We start from the raw sequence: 15,553 nt of genomic DNA on the forward strand, positions 1-15,553 counted from the left end.
TTATTTTTTATGAATATATTCGGCGACAAATGATTCGCCGTTCCGGTAAAAGCGGGGATCGAAAATTCCCAGCCGCTCCTCATCATCCACGACCACGACAAACGGCGACCACTGCAACAGGACTTTCGCACGGGGATTTTGATTCAACAGCGGCTTTAAATCACTGTCCTCACTGGAAACCAGCGTTGCTTGTTGTTTCGGTTCGGACCAGACCGAGTCCCGGTAGATTTCAACCCGGTTTCCCTTTTTGCCGATCACCTGGAATTGCCACGGAACAAAGGTCGCGGCCAATTCCGTCCGGTCAAAGCGCTCCTTGGCCTCATGTTCCACCCAAAAACCTTGCAGGGTCTGAAGCGAAAAATGAATCAACATGGCCAGGGCGATCCAGCGATAAACCTTGAAGCCAGGGAGTGACTTTTTTATTTTGGAAACGATGAATCCGGTCAGGAAAATGGCCCAGAATACAAAGTCGATGATGGGGATGGTGCCAAACGTGATGCGTACCGAGGAAAAAGGTTCAAAATAGCCCGTTCCCCAGGCGTTGAACAGATCAATTGTATCATGGATGAAGACAGCGAGCATGGCCAGATAAAAGATTTTCCGGTCTCTGACTTTAAACAGCCACCGGCACAGCCCGTAAATGAGCAGGGCCCAAAAAGGAACGAGAAACACCGAATGCGTCAGGCCCCGGTGCCACATTTGTTCCATCATTCTGCCCGTTTCCGTCAGCTGGGATAGCACATCGATGTCCGGAATCTGGCTTCCGACCATTGCCGTCACCAACAAGCTCCGTTTCATATTTACCGGCATCTCTTCTTTTTTGGATGCCCTGTATAAAGTGTAGCCAAACAAGCCGTGTGTTAGGGTATCCATTTTCGTTCACGCTCTCTTTTTTGCTGGGTGTTATTTGCGGCTACCCTCTATTTTAACAAATCTTTTTGAATCGAGAACAAGCGGTCTTTTTATTTTGTTTCTTTTGAACGGTGGTTTTTATTCATTTCTCATGTAAAATATGATTAAATTTGAAAGTTGGAAAAAGAAGGAGGATGGAAGTGTCTTTTTTTCTATTTTTAATGATCATCGGCTTGGCGATCGGATGGAGTAATTCCCGCAGGGAAACAAAGAAATTGAAGCGCCAGCTGTCAGAACTGCAAGCTTCTGTGACCCGTTTGGTTCAGCGGATCGAAGCCCTGGAAACCAGGATGGACCCGGGAGCTTCGGATGAGCCGCCGGCTGCTGCGCCGGAAAGAGAGGAGGAGTTCCGGGAGATCCGGATGGAGCCCGAAGTGGAAACGGAGTCTCAACCGAAAGAATCTGTTTCTCCCCCCATTCCTGTCCGGGTTACGGAAGGGGTTGCAGATTCCCCTATGGGCCGTTCACCTGAACCGGAGTCAGTTCCGGAGGCAGAATCCGGCCGGCTGAGCCGGCGTTCACGCCTGGAATGGGAACTGTTAATCGGGGGAAAGTGGTTAAACTACATCGGGGCTGTAGCGCTCGTGATCGGGCTTGGCTTTTTTGTTAAATATGCATTTGAGAATAACTGGATCAATGAGACGGTCAGGGTATTGGCCGGGGGTGCGGCCGGTTTTCTCCTGCTGTGGGGCGGTGCCCGTTTCCATAAAAGAGGATTGCCCGTTTTTGCCCAGGGATGGATCGGGGCCGGGATTGCCATTCTTTATGTTTCATCTTTCGCTTCCTTTAACTTTTATCATTTGGTCTCGCCGGAAGTCGCCTTTCTCTTTATGTCGCTCGTCACTCTTCTCGCTTTTCAACAGGCATTGCGGTATCAAGCATTGGCCATCTCGGTTATCGGCTGGATCGGCGGCTTTTTAACTCCGTTTTTACTGGGGTCTGAACGCGGCAGCACGCTCGGATTGTTTACATACTTGGCTTTTTTAACCATAGGGATGCTGCTGCTGGTCATCAAGAAAGCAAATTGGGTCATTCTTTACTATATGACATTGGGCGCCGTATACCTGATTCTGTTGTCATGGATTCCTTTCAATCAGGAACCGGCTGAGCTTTGGCTGGAATCATTTTTCTTGTGTCTGTTCTGGGCGTTCTTTTTTGCCTATGAAGTTTATTCTTCCTTGCGTCCCGCCAAATGGCCGATGGCGAATACGATTGCCGCAGGATTCCATCTCTTCTTTTTCTTTCTCGGCTGGAATCTGCTCCTCTTGCCCCGGCATGAGGATGGGTTGAGCGCCGTATTCCTGCTGGGGGGCGTGGCTTACCTGGTTCCGCTCCTATTCCTTCACCGCAGGCAGAAACTTTCGCTCGTTTCGAGGGAAGAGGTATTTCGTTATGGTTTTTCCTTTCTCATCCTGCTGACGCTGGCCAATGCGTACCAATGGGAGAAATATCATTTGATCTATGCCTGGACAGTGGAAGCCTGGCTGCTCGTCTGGTGGGGAGCGAGGAGGAAGATCCGGCATGTATGCGGGTTTGCCGTCATTTTGTACGCGGTCAGCTCGTTCATGTTGCTTGCTCTCTCTGCTCAGTTTCAACCGGAGCAGGAGACATGGTTCCCCTTTTTTAACTTGCGTGCCCTGGCTTATATCGGGCTGTCGGCCGCTTTGGGCACAAGTGCCCTGCTGTTAAAACGTTGGGATATGAAGTTGGTTGTTCCCGCCGTGCCATTCCTGCACAACGGGTGGGCCATTCTGCTCTTCCTCTTCTTGACGGGTGAAACCAACTTTTACTTCGATCACATCTTTCTGAATGCAGGACCGGCGTTACGGGAGAGCCTCAGTTACAGCAGGTATCTCATCTGTTCTTTGGTCTGGATGGCGTACAGTTTATGGATTGCCTGGGTGGCATTCAGGCAGCAAATCCGGTCCCTGGTGGCAACGGGATGGGCCCTGCTGGGTGTCGGCGTCATCACTGCAGCGGCGACGGGAATGGCTTACGGTCCGGCGGACCAGTTTATTCCCGTATACAATCTGCGTTTTCTCGTCTTTGTCATCGCGGCGGGGATCATCTATGTTCACCTCCGCTGGTGGAAAAAGTATGAACACGATTTGAAGCTGAAGGCAATTCCGGTCGTGATGATCGGGACGCTGGCTGTTTTGCTGTTCGAGTTGATCTCCATGGAAATTGGAGATTATTATGACAAACAACTGCTCCATACCAGCTTGGCGATGGAACAAATGATCCGTTTTTCTAAAACGATGTCGTTGGTGCTGGCCTGGTTTGGTTACAGTCTCTTCTTCGCCTGGATCGGTTTCAGGCAGCGTCTTCAGGCGCTTGTTTATCTTTCCTGGGGTGTGTTGGCGCTGGGGTTATTGACAGCCATTTGGCAGGGCTTTTCCTATCCGGTTTTGGACCGGTTCACCCCTGTCTATAACCTGCGCTTTTTCACCCTGCTGATAGCGGCAGGTGTGCTCCTTGTTCACTATGCCTGGTGGAAAAAGCAAACGGAAGTCCATGCGAAGAAAGTTCACCCCCTCTTGTTTACCATCCTCATCACCGGTCTATTGTTTGAATTGGTCACGGTCGAAGTGAGCGATGCCTTTGAGCGGATCCGTTACCTGGCGGATCAATCGGATGTCCGCCTGCTTCACCAGTTGGATAACCAGAAGCAGATGTCGATCTCCATCGCCTGGCTGATCTACTCGCTGGTATTGATGGGAGCGGGCATATGGCGGAAGCTGCCGTTGTTGCGCCTGGTCGCCATCGCCTTGTTCGGTTTGTCGATCTTTAAAATCTTTCTGTTTGACCTTTCGTTCCTGGGAACGTTGTACCGGATCTTCTCCTTCATCGGTCTCGGCGTGATTCTGCTGATCGTTTCTTATCTGTACCAACGCTATAAACACTGGTTTCATCAGTCGGCATAAATGAAACCAACTTCCTTTACGGAAAAGCCACAAATGCTATGAAATCCCACTCATAGCTCTTTGTGGCTTTTGCCTTATTATCTCGGATTCCTGCTCTTTATTGCTCGTGGCCAGAGGGGACGCTGCACATATTGGCTCATGGTTTTAAAAACCATTCCCCACTGAGATTCCGTTAGAGAACCGATTGGCGTTTCGTTTATCATCCCTAAATTTCTTTTCAGATGCTTCATTTGAGGAGCTGTAAATATTCCTCTGAGTGCTTTTTCAACAGGGGCGTACGGCTCTTGAAGTGCATATTGAGCCAGTCCCAAAAAAGCTGAATGATCCTTGTACGGTACAACCGGCTCCTTTTTTCTGCTGATCATGATCATCGCAGAATCCACTCTTGGCGGAGGCGAAAAATGATATCTGGAAATTTCTTTGACATAGCGGAGATCAAACCACATTCTCCAAGCCAAAACATAAGAGTTTTTCACAAATTTTGAGGTGAATCGTTTGGCTGCCCCTTTTTCCATTACGATAACCCCTCTTTGTAAGCCGCTAATAGGGTTGTTCAGCAGCATTTTCATAATCGGTGTCGTAATGGCGTATGGAATATTGGACACCACAAGAAACTTTTCTTTTGGCAATCGGATTTTCATTATGTCTTGATGAACAATGAGGGTATTTGGATGTTGAGCCGTTTTCCGTTTAAGAATATCAACAAACTTGGCATCATATTCGACCGCCAATACCTTTCCGGCTCTTTGATTCAGTACGGTTGTCAATGCGCCTGTTCCGGCTCCCAATTCTAATACCGTGTCTGTTATGCTCACATTTGCCCGGTCTACTATTTCATGAAGCAACTTTTTATTATGGATGAAATGCTGTCCGAGAAAGTTGGGAGGTTCTCCCCGGCTTGATTGCTTGCGCTGATCTTTTCGATGAATATTCATCAGACTCTCATCCCTTCAAAAAAAATCACAGGCCAGCTGCCTGTGATTCAGAGCAAAGGGAAACCCATTCCATTCAGTTTTAGGGACAATCAGCAATCAGCCGAGAAATCTATTGTTTAAAGGAAAAACCAATGATGAATAAAAAAAGAAAGACAGTACTCGCCTGCCTTTCTACCTATTTTCCTTCTCTATGCGCATGCAAAAAAAGATGATTAAATAAGGGCAGACTGATCCCCTTTACTCTGCGAACACAGGCAGAGTCTTTGAACATATTTCATTACCTGTTCAAAGTTGGGAATCGAAGTCTGACGGAATACATTTGAATGATTTCTCCTCGTTACGATTGTAAGTACATGAAAAATTATAATTGGCTTTCCATTCCATGTCAAAAGGATGCTCCGATCCGATCCATCATTCTTGTTCCATCAAGAGAATGAACACCTTTCCAGGTCCGCAGCCTGCCGAAAGGGGATTCTTCGTCTTGTGCGCTCTCAAAGCAAAATGGTTCGTTTTTCGTTATGGCTTTGTATGGCTGCCTGAATGATGCGGATCGTTTCGCGGGCCTCCTGTGCCGTGACAGGGAGGGGAGCCCGTTCGCGAATGGCGGCCGCCATCTTATGATAATAAGTCTCATACGAGCCACGCAGCGTTTGAATCGTTCCGGTCAACTCCAAGCCGTTGACGCTGGTGGTGATTGTGCCATACTGCTCAGGGAAGTCTTCTCCCCAACCGGGATCACCGGGTTTGGCTCCGCGCTTTAAACTCTCTTCCTGGGAATCCATGCCATATTTGATGAATGATCCTTTTGTTCCGTGAACTTGATAACGCGGACCCGGATTTTTTACCATGGAGCCGCTGTGCAGGATGACCCGACGTCCTCCTCCATATCCGAGCACCAGATGGAAATAGTCCGTTGTCTGTGCGCCGGGCCGTTGTTCCATCAGGTCGGCAGTGACTGAATGGGGGAGGCCAAATAACTGGAGAGCCTGATCGATCAGATGGGAGCCCAGGTCGTAAAGAATTCCGGATCCGGGCAGGTTTTGTTCGCGCCAGCGGTTGCGCACCTCCGGCCGGTAGCGGTCAAAGTGGGCTTCGTATGTATGGATTTCGCCTAACAGGCCGCTTTCTATGCAAGATTGGATGGTAAGGAAGTCATTATCCCAGCGCCGGTTGTGGTAGACGCTCAGCAGGCAGCCCTGTTTTTCCGCCAGACGGATCAGTTCATCCGCTTCCTCCACATGGATGACAAACGGTTTTTCCACCACCACATGCTTTTTGGCTTGGAGGGCTGCTTTGGCAAAGGGAAAATGGGTTTCATTGGGAGTGGTGATGACCACCAGCTCAATCTCCGGGTCGCGCAGCAATTCATCCACACTGGATACGACGGTTGCCTCGGGGAGTTGGCGCTTTACCTTATCCGGTTGAGAGGATACGACCGTATGGATTTTCAAGTCACGCACAGCCTGGATGACGGGGGCGTGAAAAGTGGCTCCGGAAAAACCAAATCCGATCAGTCCGATCTTTATGCTGTTCAACTTCATCTCTCCCAATTGAATATATGAAGTACTACAAACAAAGCCGCAAAACGCCGGAACTTTGCTCTCATGCTCCATGACGGAATCCAGCCCGTAAGCCGTGATTTGCTTTGAGACCTATCATACTCTTGCAGATATTTATTTTCAAGCGATTTTTCTCCATCCGTGTTTATATTCTTGGGCTGAAATCTGCTATTATAAATAAAGAAACAGGCTATCAATTCAATGAAAATGCGAGAATGGATATGAAAAGAACCGATTTATGGCTTACATGTGACGTGACGTACGCAAATCGATCTGAATGAACCGGAATCATAGATTTACATTTTGTTTTCAAAAGAGTATGATGACATCAACTGAATACGAATGCAATCCCAGTGATCGCTGAATCCTGATCAAGGAGCGGGGGAACCAATTGTGGAGAGGATGGATCTCCTCCACATGGGGTGAATCTCATGCCACCACCGGCATGAGTAGGGTAACTCTCAAGATCCGAATCCGACAGCTAACCTCGTAAGCGTGATGAGAGAGGGGGTTATTTTTGTTGAGAACAAGCAACAGGATAACCACCTGTTGCTTTTTAGTGCTTTAAAACCCGCTTGATTCACCCATCATCGGAAGCATGGATCCAGGAGCTTGGGGGATGAAGAGAAAAAATGCTCGACTGTTTCCGAACACTCCCCCCATAGACAAGCAAAGGAATGGTTTTGCATTCAGCATGTTCACACCGTCGAACCGGAGAGGATCACTGTTTTGGCAAAGGAACCGATTTTTCATTTATTTCATATTTTAGCGGAGATCCTTTCCAAAACATGTGCTGTCAAGGACAAGATCGCTTTAAATTACAAAAACGGATGAACATTTTATACCATGAACCGATCGTGTTTGATTTGGTTGTTGAAAGGGGAAATATACGGGGGAACTTCGGGTTTGTTCATGATTTTTTTGGCGCAAAAGAAGGATAATAATTGAACTTAGTCGAATATTATAATAATTTAGGGAAAATATCATCTTGTATAAACATGCATACCTTCAAACCTTTTTCTGCACATTTATGATAAAGAAATTGGGTGGCAAAAAAAGAGAAACGGGAGAAGCGAAGGGGGATTTGAAGTCTGCCCGCGGAAGCGGCGCAACAGAGACTGGAATGGGAAAAACTTTTTTGTAAATCTCTTGGAGGAATGAATGAAATGTGCTAATATATTCAGCAGTCCGTATTCATGCTGTCTTCTCTACGGGATGCCGCCGCTCATCAGATCCCGGAGGGAGAGTTTTGCCAAGAAACTGTACATGAAATCGCTTACAAGGGAAAAACTGGTCTTTGGACATCCGGTGCCGACTGCGGTTTTGGCCATAGTTTGAAATATGTTCGAAACGGGAAGACAAAATGAACTGCGCTTGGCAACCTGATTGATCGATGAAGCGCAGTTGTCATAACACTGGAGATTGCTGCATATGGATTTCCGGTGTATTCAGGCTTGCCCCGGGGGGTATGCCTTGGTACTCCGGAAAATGGCTGATCAACCATTCATCTTTTAAGGAGATATTTACCCGATTGCTCTCGAAGATTCGCATTCCCAGGCGGGGAACAGTGAAGGGAGAGAGCGATGTCAACATAGTTCATCAACGGGCAGGTGGTTGGTCCCGGAAATACCCGTAGTACTGACCGATCGGCATGAAGTATCGCCATAGCCGGAGAGGAGCTGGACGGTAAATTCTGTGGTGTGAACCGGACCGGCTGACCCTGTGGCGGTACCCGGCAGGCACACGCAGCGACAACCGGCCGAAGCCGGTCTCTTGTGATGAACTGCAAGCTCACTACTTTAGCGAAGGTAGTTGACATAAGTTAGTTTGGACAGATTAAGGGAGGAATCGGTATGGCGCAAAATAAAAAAGAGGTACTATTAACGGAAGAGGGATTGGAAAAAGTTAAGCAAGAACTGGAATACCTGAAGACGCAAAAACGGCATGAGGTCGCCCAGCGTTTGAAAGAAGCCATTGCGCAAGGAGATCTCAGCGAGAATTCCGAATATGATGCGGCGAAAGAGGAGCAAGCTTTTATTGAATCGCGCATCATTACGTTGGAAAATATGATTCGCAACGCGAAAATCATTAACTCCCAACATATCGATAAAAACATCGTGAATGTGGGTTCCAAAGTGACGATCCAAGAATTGCCCGACGGGGATACTGAAACTTATACGATTGTGGGAAGTGCAGAATCCGACCCGCTTTCCGGAAAAATTTCCAACGAGTCTCCCATCGGGGCAGAATTGATCGGTAAAAAGGTAGGAGATACCGTCGATGTACCGGCTCCTTCCGGCACGATTCAATTTAAAATCATCGAAATCGAGTAATTCGCATTCCCCTTTGTCATAGCGGCAAAGGGGTTTGTTGTCGACCAGGAATGAGAATAACGTGAGGAAATCATCGGAATGGATTGGTTTCTGTGACCTCAAGGATCCGGCTTTTCTTCCCGTTCTCCTCTTGCGCAGGTTAATCGTTTTTAAGGCACTCGCCCGCTTTTGCGGAGATCAAACGGTTGAAAACGAAAGATTTGGGGGGGCGCCGATGGCCTGTAAAATTAATGGTTGATGAACCGTTGAAACTGTCGGATTGAAAGAACCGGGCTGCCGTCAACCAGCCGAACGTCGGAGCGCAGGCTACTGCCAAGCCCCCGGCTGTAGACAGGGGAAGTTGACTGATCCATTATATATTTATATATTGGGGCCCATCATCTTTCCACAAATTTCTTGGTCGAATATTACTCCCCTAATATATCTGAATAGTCTGATAGAGATGGGCGTTTTTTGGGCTTTTTTCATAAAAATGCCACCCGGATGGTATAAATTTTCCTTATTTCCACATACTACCTTGTAATTCGAAGTTTGAAGGATGTGGGGATTGTGCGCAGACGGGTGGTCATTACAGGTTATGGGTTAATCACTCCAATCGGTTTAAACGGAGATGTTTTCTGGCAAAGCTTGATGGAAGGGAGAAGCGGGGCCGGACCGATTACCCGCTTTGATCCCGCCGGATATTCCACCACCATTGCGGCACAAATTGATGATTTTGTCCCTGAAAACTACATGGATAAAAAAGAAGCGAAGCGGATGGATCGTTTTTCGCAGATGGGTCTTGCGGCAGCCAAGCAGGCACTGGAGCATGCCGGATTGGAATTAACGGGGGGTTTGAGCGAACGGGCCGGCGTCATGGTGGGAACCGGCAGCGGAGGACTGCAGATGATCCAACAGGAACATCAGCGCATCCTGAGCTCAGGACCGGGGAAGCTGAGTCCCTATTTGGCTCCCGCGATGCTGGCCAATATGGCTTGCGGGGAAATCGCCATCGCCACCGGAGCCAAAGGCCCTTCGGCAGCGGTTATCACCGCATGTGCAACCGGCAGCAGCTGTATTGGCGAGGCGATGCGTACCATCCAGCACGGTGCCGCTGATATCATGCTGGCGGGTGGAACAGAGGCGCCGATTACTCCCTTGGGGCTGGCTGCCTTTTCCAAAATCCGGGCGTTATCGAGAAGGAACGATGAACCTGCCAAGGCCAGCCGCCCTTTTGACCGCGGGCGTGACGGATTTGTGGCGGGTGAAGGGGCCGGCGTTGTCGTGCTGGAGGAATTGGAGCATGCCCGAAAAAGAAATGCTCCCATCCTGGCCGAATTGATTGGATACGGGACAACGACGGATGCCTATCACATCACTTCCCCGACCCCGGATGGAACCGGTGCGGTCAATGCGATGAAACTGGCTTTACAGGATGCGCGGCTCTCTCCGACGGATATTGATTACATCAATGCCCACGGAACGGGTACGACGCTGAATGATTGGATGGAAACGCTGGCTGTGAAACGTGTCTTTGGCGATGATGCCACAAGGATACCGATCAGTTCAATTAAATCGATGACCGGTCACCTGTTGGGGGCGGCTGGCGCAGTTGAGATGATCTCCTCTGTGATGACCCTGCTCCATGGGTGGATTCCTCCCACCATCAACCTGGAAGAACCGGATGAAGGAGCAGATTTGGACTATGTTCCCAATCACCCGCGTCGCAGGGATTGCCGGTTCGTGATGAGCAACTCGTTTGGGTTTGGAGGTCACAATGTCAGCCTGATCGTGAAAAAGTGGGAAGAATAAAGAAAACGCCCCGGATGCCTTTTTCCGGGGCGTTGCTTTTTCCCATGCTTTCAGCTGGTTGACCACTATGCTCAGCGGACGGGACGCTCGATATTCAACCCATTGATTTTGCGCGTTTTTGATCAGGAGTTTAGGCGGGTCCCAACCATTGGCCGGGAGAGTGATGACTGCCTCATGAATCGGGTGACCGACGGGAGAAGCAGGCAAAACGACGGGTGTGTCAAATCGGAAATGGTAGTAGGTTGCGGGAAGATTCAGAGAAGAAATCCCGGCCATCTGCTGCACGCTGCCCAGGACTCGTTCCATTTCGGTTTCGATCATCAGCCCGGTGCGAACGGGGTGCCGGGTGTTTCCGTCGATGCGCCAAACTTCCAGTTTCGTGATATGGGTTCCGGCCGGCTGAAGGGGATGTGACCAGGCGTTATTTGTTGACAGCAGCAGAAGGAGAAACAAACAGGTTGAGAGAATGTTTATTCTGTTGTTTTGCATAACGAATCACCTGTACCGACAGAAATTTTCCTTACTAGTTTGGTTTGTTTTTCTTATATAAATACATATTATCCGGGCTCTCTTGTCATCCGATCATGATCCCGGTCAGAAATCTTGATCCGGAGGTGGTATAAAATGAAGCCGGTGACGTGGATCCACACCGCCGATCTGCATTTGGATGAGCCGGTAAAAGGATGGAAGGGTTCTAAAGAGGAGGCCTGGAAACGCAGTCAAGAGTATCGTCAGACATTTGAACGGATGATTTCGCTGGTGAAAGAAAGACAAGTCCCTTTTTTATTTATTGCCGGGGATTTTTTGGAATACGGAGTTGTAAGCAAATCGACAGTCAGGTTTGTCAAAGAACAATTCCGCCAAATCTCCGGGACAAGGGTGTTGATTGCCCCCGGCAACCACGATCCGTATCGGCCGGATTCAGTTTACTGTTTGGAGGAGTGGCCGGAAAATGTCCATATCTTTGGCGGAGAGTGGGAATCGCTCCATTTTCCGGAGTTTGATTTGACTGTCTATGGGCGGGGATTTACCGATTTTACCGAGTCTGAGTGGAAGGCTCCAGACGGCTTGAAGGCAGACGGGAGGAAAGTGATGGTCGTTCACGGGGATTTTTTGGTGCAGGATGGATCTTCCCCTTATTTCCCCATCTGCGAACAGGAGCTGGCCTTATTGGAAATGGATTATGTGGCACTGGGTCATATCCATAAAGCGGCGGATTACCGTTTGAACAACCGGAGACGGACGTGGGTCCGCTATCCCGGCTCGCCGGAGGCATTAAATTGGAAAGAGACAGGGGAGCGGACGGTGACCTATGGCGTTTTGGATGAAAGAGGAGTTAGGATTGAACCCGTATCCATCCAAACGCGGGTGTACGAAAAACACCGTGTCGACATCCAAGGATGCGAAACAATGGAAGAGGTCATCGTCCGGATTCTTCAAGAAACGGGGGCCGCTGACAAAAACGGTTATCACGCGGTAGAGTTAACGGGACGGCGGGCCCGTGAGTTGGAGCTGAAAGAAGACTCCCTCCGCCGGATGGAAGAACGTTTAAAACAAGCGGGGTTTTATGCCGTATATTTGGAGGATCAGTCGAAACCCGACTTTGATCTGGAATATTACCGGAGACAACCCGGGGTGATTGGTGTGTTTATCCGCAAGATGGAAGAGCGGATGGAACAGAATCCTGACCGGCAAGCGGAATATGAACGGGCATTGTACAAGGGATTGGAAGCACTGCTGGCAAAGGAGCATGTGAGGTCATGAAGATCAATCGGGTCAAGTTCCGCGGTTTCGGTCGATGGATCGACCAGGAGTTTACTTTTGTCGACGGGATCAATCTGATTGAAGCACCAAACGAGGCGGGTAAGTCCACTCTTTTGCAGGGGATGTTCGCCCTTTTGTACGGGGCGAAAAAAGAAGGTTTGAAAACGAAGAGAGCGGCGGACTGGTATGGAAAGTTTTTGCCGTGGCAAGGAGAGGATTACGGCGGCGAAATTGAGTATACGCTCGGACCCGATTCCTACCGACTCGTACGCAACCTTCGCATTGACAAGGACGCAGAAGAGCTGATCAACCTGACGAAATCCATTGATATCACCAGCCAATTTCCCATGGATAAAAAGAGAAAGGACCGCTGCTTTCTGGAGAAACAAACGGGTTTATCCGGGGAGAGTTTTCGCCGCATCGCGATGCTGACTTCAGGTTCATTGATCTTAAAAGATGATTCTCCCGATGGCGATTCCCGCATGGTAGAAAAATTGAAACTGCTCATGAGCCAGGGGGAAGACCTGGATGCCACTCCCGCTGTCAAAAAGCTGGAAGCGCAATTAAGCGACATCGGTACGGGCAAAACCTCCGCCAAACCGTACGGATCCGCTCTCAGAAAAATGGAAGAGCTGGAAAAAGAGTTGAAGCAGCTGAAGGAAGACTATCATCAATATACCCGCGAGAAAGAACGGTTATTTGCGTTAAGGAACGAGTTGGAATCTTTACAAAAGAAGAAGGAGGAAGCGGAGCATCGCTGTTCTGAGATCAAGAAAAAAGCTGAGCAACAGGAAAAGCGAATCGCGATGCAGCAAGAGTGGAAGAATCTTTCGTTGCAACGGGATTCGTTACAGGAAAAAATGGACGCCTACCAGGCTTCGCTTCGTCTTCAAGCGGCTTTGCAGGCGGAAATAGACAGCCTCCAACCGCCGCATCGGATCACCCATCAGGAATACTACCAACTGGAACAGCAATTGAAACGGAGAGATGAGCTGAACCGTCAACTGTCCGGCATTTCCGGCGAATTAGACCGGTTGAACCGGGAGCTGGAAAGTTTGGAACGCCGGCATCGTCGTTTACTCGCGATGGATGAAAGCAAACCGGTGGAGATGCTTTATCGCTTGCAGGAGTTTCAGAATCTGGAGCGGCGAAATCTCCAATTGGAAAACGAGATGAGCGGGAACGGTCCGTCGCAAAAGGATGGGCTCCATCAACGGCAACCGGAAGGGAGAGAATGGGGGCAGGAAAGCAGCGGACATGATTCAAAGTTGCCGAGGCCAAACCGGCTGCATCCTCCGGCAGGGACTGGAAAGGGTTGGCTGTTTGCCGCGGCATCCGGCGCGATGATCACGATACTCTTGTTGATGCTTTTTCCCATCGCCGCCTTTCTTCCCGGCTTTTTTACTTTGTTTGCCATCTATCGCTGGACGCGGAACCGCCATCGTGCTGAGGAAAGCATCAGGAGAAGTTTGCTTCAAGTGGAAGCGATTCAACAGTGGCACAGAAGAGAACTGGACCAAAACGAGGAGATGATGGAGAAGATCCGCCAGGAAGTGAAGGAATGGCTGGCTTCCGTGACAGAAGGTCTACCTCCGTTCGATCCGCCCGTATGGGAGAAGATGATCCGAGAAGTCGCCCGTCAGGCCAAACGGGTAAGAGAACAGCGATCCGGCCTCATCTTGCAAAAGGAAACCAAGCAGCGGGAAGAACTGGCCGTCAGGCAGGATTTGGACCAGTTGCACGCTGTTCTTGCCGCCTGGGAAAAGAGATATGGGACTGCTGATCTCACCCAAATCAAAATCTGGTTGGACCAAAGCGAGCAGGTGCGCGAACGGGAACGCATCATCCGGGCGGAGCAAGAGAAGATTGAGGCGTTTGAGCAAATGAGACAGCTGGAGAATTGGGAAGAGAAAAGAAAAGAATTGGAAGACGGGATGACGGGGTTATCGAACCGGCTGGCGTTGGAGGAGCCGGATGAACAAGAAACGGACATAGACTGGAAGGAGCGCTTCAGAGAGGCGGAGTTTGAGCGTGAACGGATCGGAGAGATTTGGAGCGCCAAAAAGGCAGAGTTTGATAAGCTGCAAGGAAGCATTGAAAAGCTGGAAGAATGGATTTCCGGGCTCCCGGATGCCATGACTGCCTGGGAATGTGCCAAACAGAAGGTTCAGGAGCTGGAACGCGAGCGAAAGGCGCTGGAGTTGGCGAGAGAGGTATTGCTGGAGGCGGCACGGGAGGTGAAAGAGAATATCGCTCCCCGATTGGCTCCCTATGTTTCCAAATGGGTCGGCACGGTGACAGGGGGCAGGTACCGGGAAGTGTGGATCGATCCGGCAAACGGTTTACAGATGAAGGTGTTTGTGCCGGAAACGGGAGAGAACAAGGAAGTGGAAGCATTAAGCAGAGGCACCATGGACCAGATGGTTTTCGCTCTGCGGTTAAGTTTGCTTCAGTTTTATTCCAGCCATACAAAAACTTGCCTTCCGCTGATTCTCGATGATTGCTTTGCCCACTTTGACGAGAAACGCTTGCGTGCAGCCCTTCGTCTGTTGCGCGATTTTTCGGATCAACATCAGATTATCCTCTGTACGTGCCAACACCGTGAAAGCAAACTGTTGAGAGAAGAAGGGATGGATTATCATTCTATTCAGCTGCCCGGATAATCGGAAACGGATTTGAACAGAAGAAAAGCCGGTTGCGACCGGCTTTTCGGGTATGATGAATTATTTATTGATGATGTGCGGTTTTACACTGCGAAGGAAAGCTTCAATTTTAGCGATATCTTCGATGGGAACATTATATTTGCGCAAAGAGCTGTTCAAATGTTTAATGGCTATTTCATATTCCTCTGAAGAGATTTGCAAACCGGCATGGGCAGAGCGCAGGGTACTGCCTTCGTACCTTTTTGGCCCTCCCAGGGCATAGCTCATAAAATAAGTGATCTGATGCCTGCGCAGGCGGTCCATATTTGCACCTACGAAATGATGACTGACCCGGTCATCTTGCAACATTCGGTTATAAAACTCATTAATGACTGCCGCAATCGCTTGTTCACCGCCTATCCTTTCATACAGAGTGCTTTTTGAGCTTTTTAACATATTCAACCTCCGTTCAACCGTTAAATCAAATGAAAAAGAGTAGGAATGACTGCAAAAAATAAGCTGATGATGAGAATATATGTACGCTGATCTGTTAGAGGATCAGGTTGTAGCGATTGAATATGGGAAACTTTACTTCGTCATCTGCTGTCTTTTCTTGCATCCATATTTCTTAGTAAAAGTGTATGCGATTTCTATTATTTGTGCAATGATAATTGTATAGATTTAAAACTATTC

General features: G+C 49.0%; 10 protein-coding genes and 1 riboswitch. Of the genes, 6 read left to right on the forward strand and 4 right to left on the reverse strand.

Annotated features, from left to right (window positions below; translation table 11 throughout):
- Positions 1 to 873, reverse strand: coding sequence for a metal-dependent hydrolase (locus BMW55_RS01355; protein ID WP_089964563.1), 873 nt, complete (start codon positions 871 to 873; stop codon positions 1 to 3).
- A gap of 179 nt (positions 874 to 1,052) precedes the next feature.
- Here BMW55_RS01355 and BMW55_RS01360 point away from each other — a divergent pair, with 179 nt between their 5' ends.
- A complete protein-coding gene (locus BMW55_RS01360) occupies positions 1,053 to 3,836 on the forward strand; it encodes a DUF2339 domain-containing protein (RefSeq protein ID WP_170839668.1) in 2,784 nt (927 codons plus the stop codon).
- A 77-nt stretch (positions 3,837 to 3,913) separates the two neighbouring features.
- Here BMW55_RS01360 and erm read toward each other — a convergent pair whose 3' ends face one another.
- Both erm and BMW55_RS01370 read right to left on the reverse strand, forming a co-directional pair.
- On the reverse strand, positions 3,914 to 4,771 hold the full coding sequence (gene erm / locus BMW55_RS01365; protein WP_089964565.1) for a 23S ribosomal RNA methyltransferase Erm: 858 nt from the start codon (positions 4,769 to 4,771) through the stop codon (positions 3,914 to 3,916).
- Positions 4,772 to 5,262: 491 nt separating this feature from the next.
- A complete protein-coding gene (locus tag BMW55_RS01370; protein WP_089964566.1) occupies positions 5,263 to 6,306 on the reverse strand; it encodes an oxidoreductase in 1,044 nt (347 codons plus the stop codon).
- A 372-nt stretch (positions 6,307 to 6,678) separates the two neighbouring features.
- Positions 6,679 to 6,842: riboswitch (cyclic di-AMP (ydaO/yuaA leader) on the forward strand.
- A gap of 1,341 nt (positions 6,843 to 8,183) precedes the next feature.
- Here BMW55_RS01370 and greA point away from each other — a divergent pair.
- The 5 genes from greA (at position 8,184) to BMW55_RS01400 (ending at position 14,881) form a co-directional block, all read left to right on the forward strand.
- The gene (gene greA, locus BMW55_RS01380) at positions 8,184 to 8,663 is read left to right on the forward strand and encodes a transcription elongation factor GreA (protein ID WP_089964568.1); all 480 of its coding nucleotides are present in this window, start codon (positions 8,184 to 8,186) and stop codon (positions 8,661 to 8,663) included.
- Between the two features lie 549 nt (positions 8,664 to 9,212).
- Entirely contained in the window at positions 9,213 to 10,454 is a 1,242-nt protein-coding gene (gene fabF, locus BMW55_RS01385; RefSeq protein WP_170839670.1) for a beta-ketoacyl-ACP synthase II, read from the forward strand.
- A 174-nt stretch (positions 10,455 to 10,628) separates the two neighbouring features.
- Positions 10,629 to 10,868 carry a hypothetical protein gene (locus tag BMW55_RS01390; protein ID WP_089964569.1) on the forward strand — a complete coding sequence of 80 codons (240 nt, stop codon included), beginning with the start codon at positions 10,629 to 10,631 and terminating at the stop codon, positions 10,866 to 10,868.
- Between the two features lie 210 nt (positions 10,869 to 11,078).
- The gene (locus BMW55_RS01395; protein WP_089964570.1) at positions 11,079 to 12,218 is read left to right on the forward strand and encodes a metallophosphoesterase family protein; all 1,140 of its coding nucleotides are present in this window, start codon (positions 11,079 to 11,081) and stop codon (positions 12,216 to 12,218) included.
- On the forward strand, positions 12,215 to 14,881 hold the full coding sequence (locus tag BMW55_RS01400) for an AAA family ATPase (protein WP_089964571.1): 2,667 nt from the start codon (positions 12,215 to 12,217) through the stop codon (positions 14,879 to 14,881). Before BMW55_RS01395 ends, BMW55_RS01400 begins: the two co-directional genes overlap by 4 nt.
- A gap of 60 nt (positions 14,882 to 14,941) precedes the next feature.
- Here BMW55_RS01400 and BMW55_RS01405 read toward each other — a convergent pair whose 3' ends face one another.
- The gene (locus tag BMW55_RS01405) at positions 14,942 to 15,316 is read right to left on the reverse strand and encodes a group I truncated hemoglobin (protein WP_089964572.1); all 375 of its coding nucleotides are present in this window, start codon (positions 15,314 to 15,316) and stop codon (positions 14,942 to 14,944) included.
- Positions 15,317 to 15,553: the final 237 nt, after the last annotated feature.

The organism is Lihuaxuella thermophila, from assembly GCF_900110165.1.
GTDB classification, from domain to species: Bacteria; Bacillota; Bacilli; order Thermoactinomycetales; family Thermoactinomycetaceae; genus Lihuaxuella; species Lihuaxuella thermophila.

What these genes read in the sequence shown, in the direction of transcription:
- BMW55_RS01355 (WP_089964563.1), bottom strand. Translation starts at nt 873, where the DNA reads ATGGATACCCTAACACACGGCTTGTTTGGCTACACTTTATACAGGGCA.
- erm (WP_089964565.1), bottom strand. Translation starts at nt 4,771, where the DNA reads ATGAATATTCATCGAAAAGATCAGCGCAAGCAATCAAGCCGGGGAGAA.
- greA (WP_089964568.1), top strand. Translation starts at nt 8,184, where the DNA reads ATGGCGCAAAATAAAAAAGAGGTACTATTAACGGAAGAGGGATTGGAA.
- BMW55_RS01390 (WP_089964569.1), top strand. Translation starts at nt 10,629, where the DNA reads ATGAATCGGGTGACCGACGGGAGAAGCAGGCAAAACGACGGGTGTGTC.
- BMW55_RS01395 (WP_089964570.1), top strand. Translation starts at nt 11,079, where the DNA reads ATGAAGCCGGTGACGTGGATCCACACCGCCGATCTGCATTTGGATGAG.
- BMW55_RS01400 (WP_089964571.1), top strand. Translation starts at nt 12,215, where the DNA reads ATGAAGATCAATCGGGTCAAGTTCCGCGGTTTCGGTCGATGGATCGAC.
- BMW55_RS01405 (WP_089964572.1), bottom strand. Translation starts at nt 15,316, where the DNA reads ATGTTAAAAAGCTCAAAAAGCACTCTGTATGAAAGGATAGGCGGTGAA.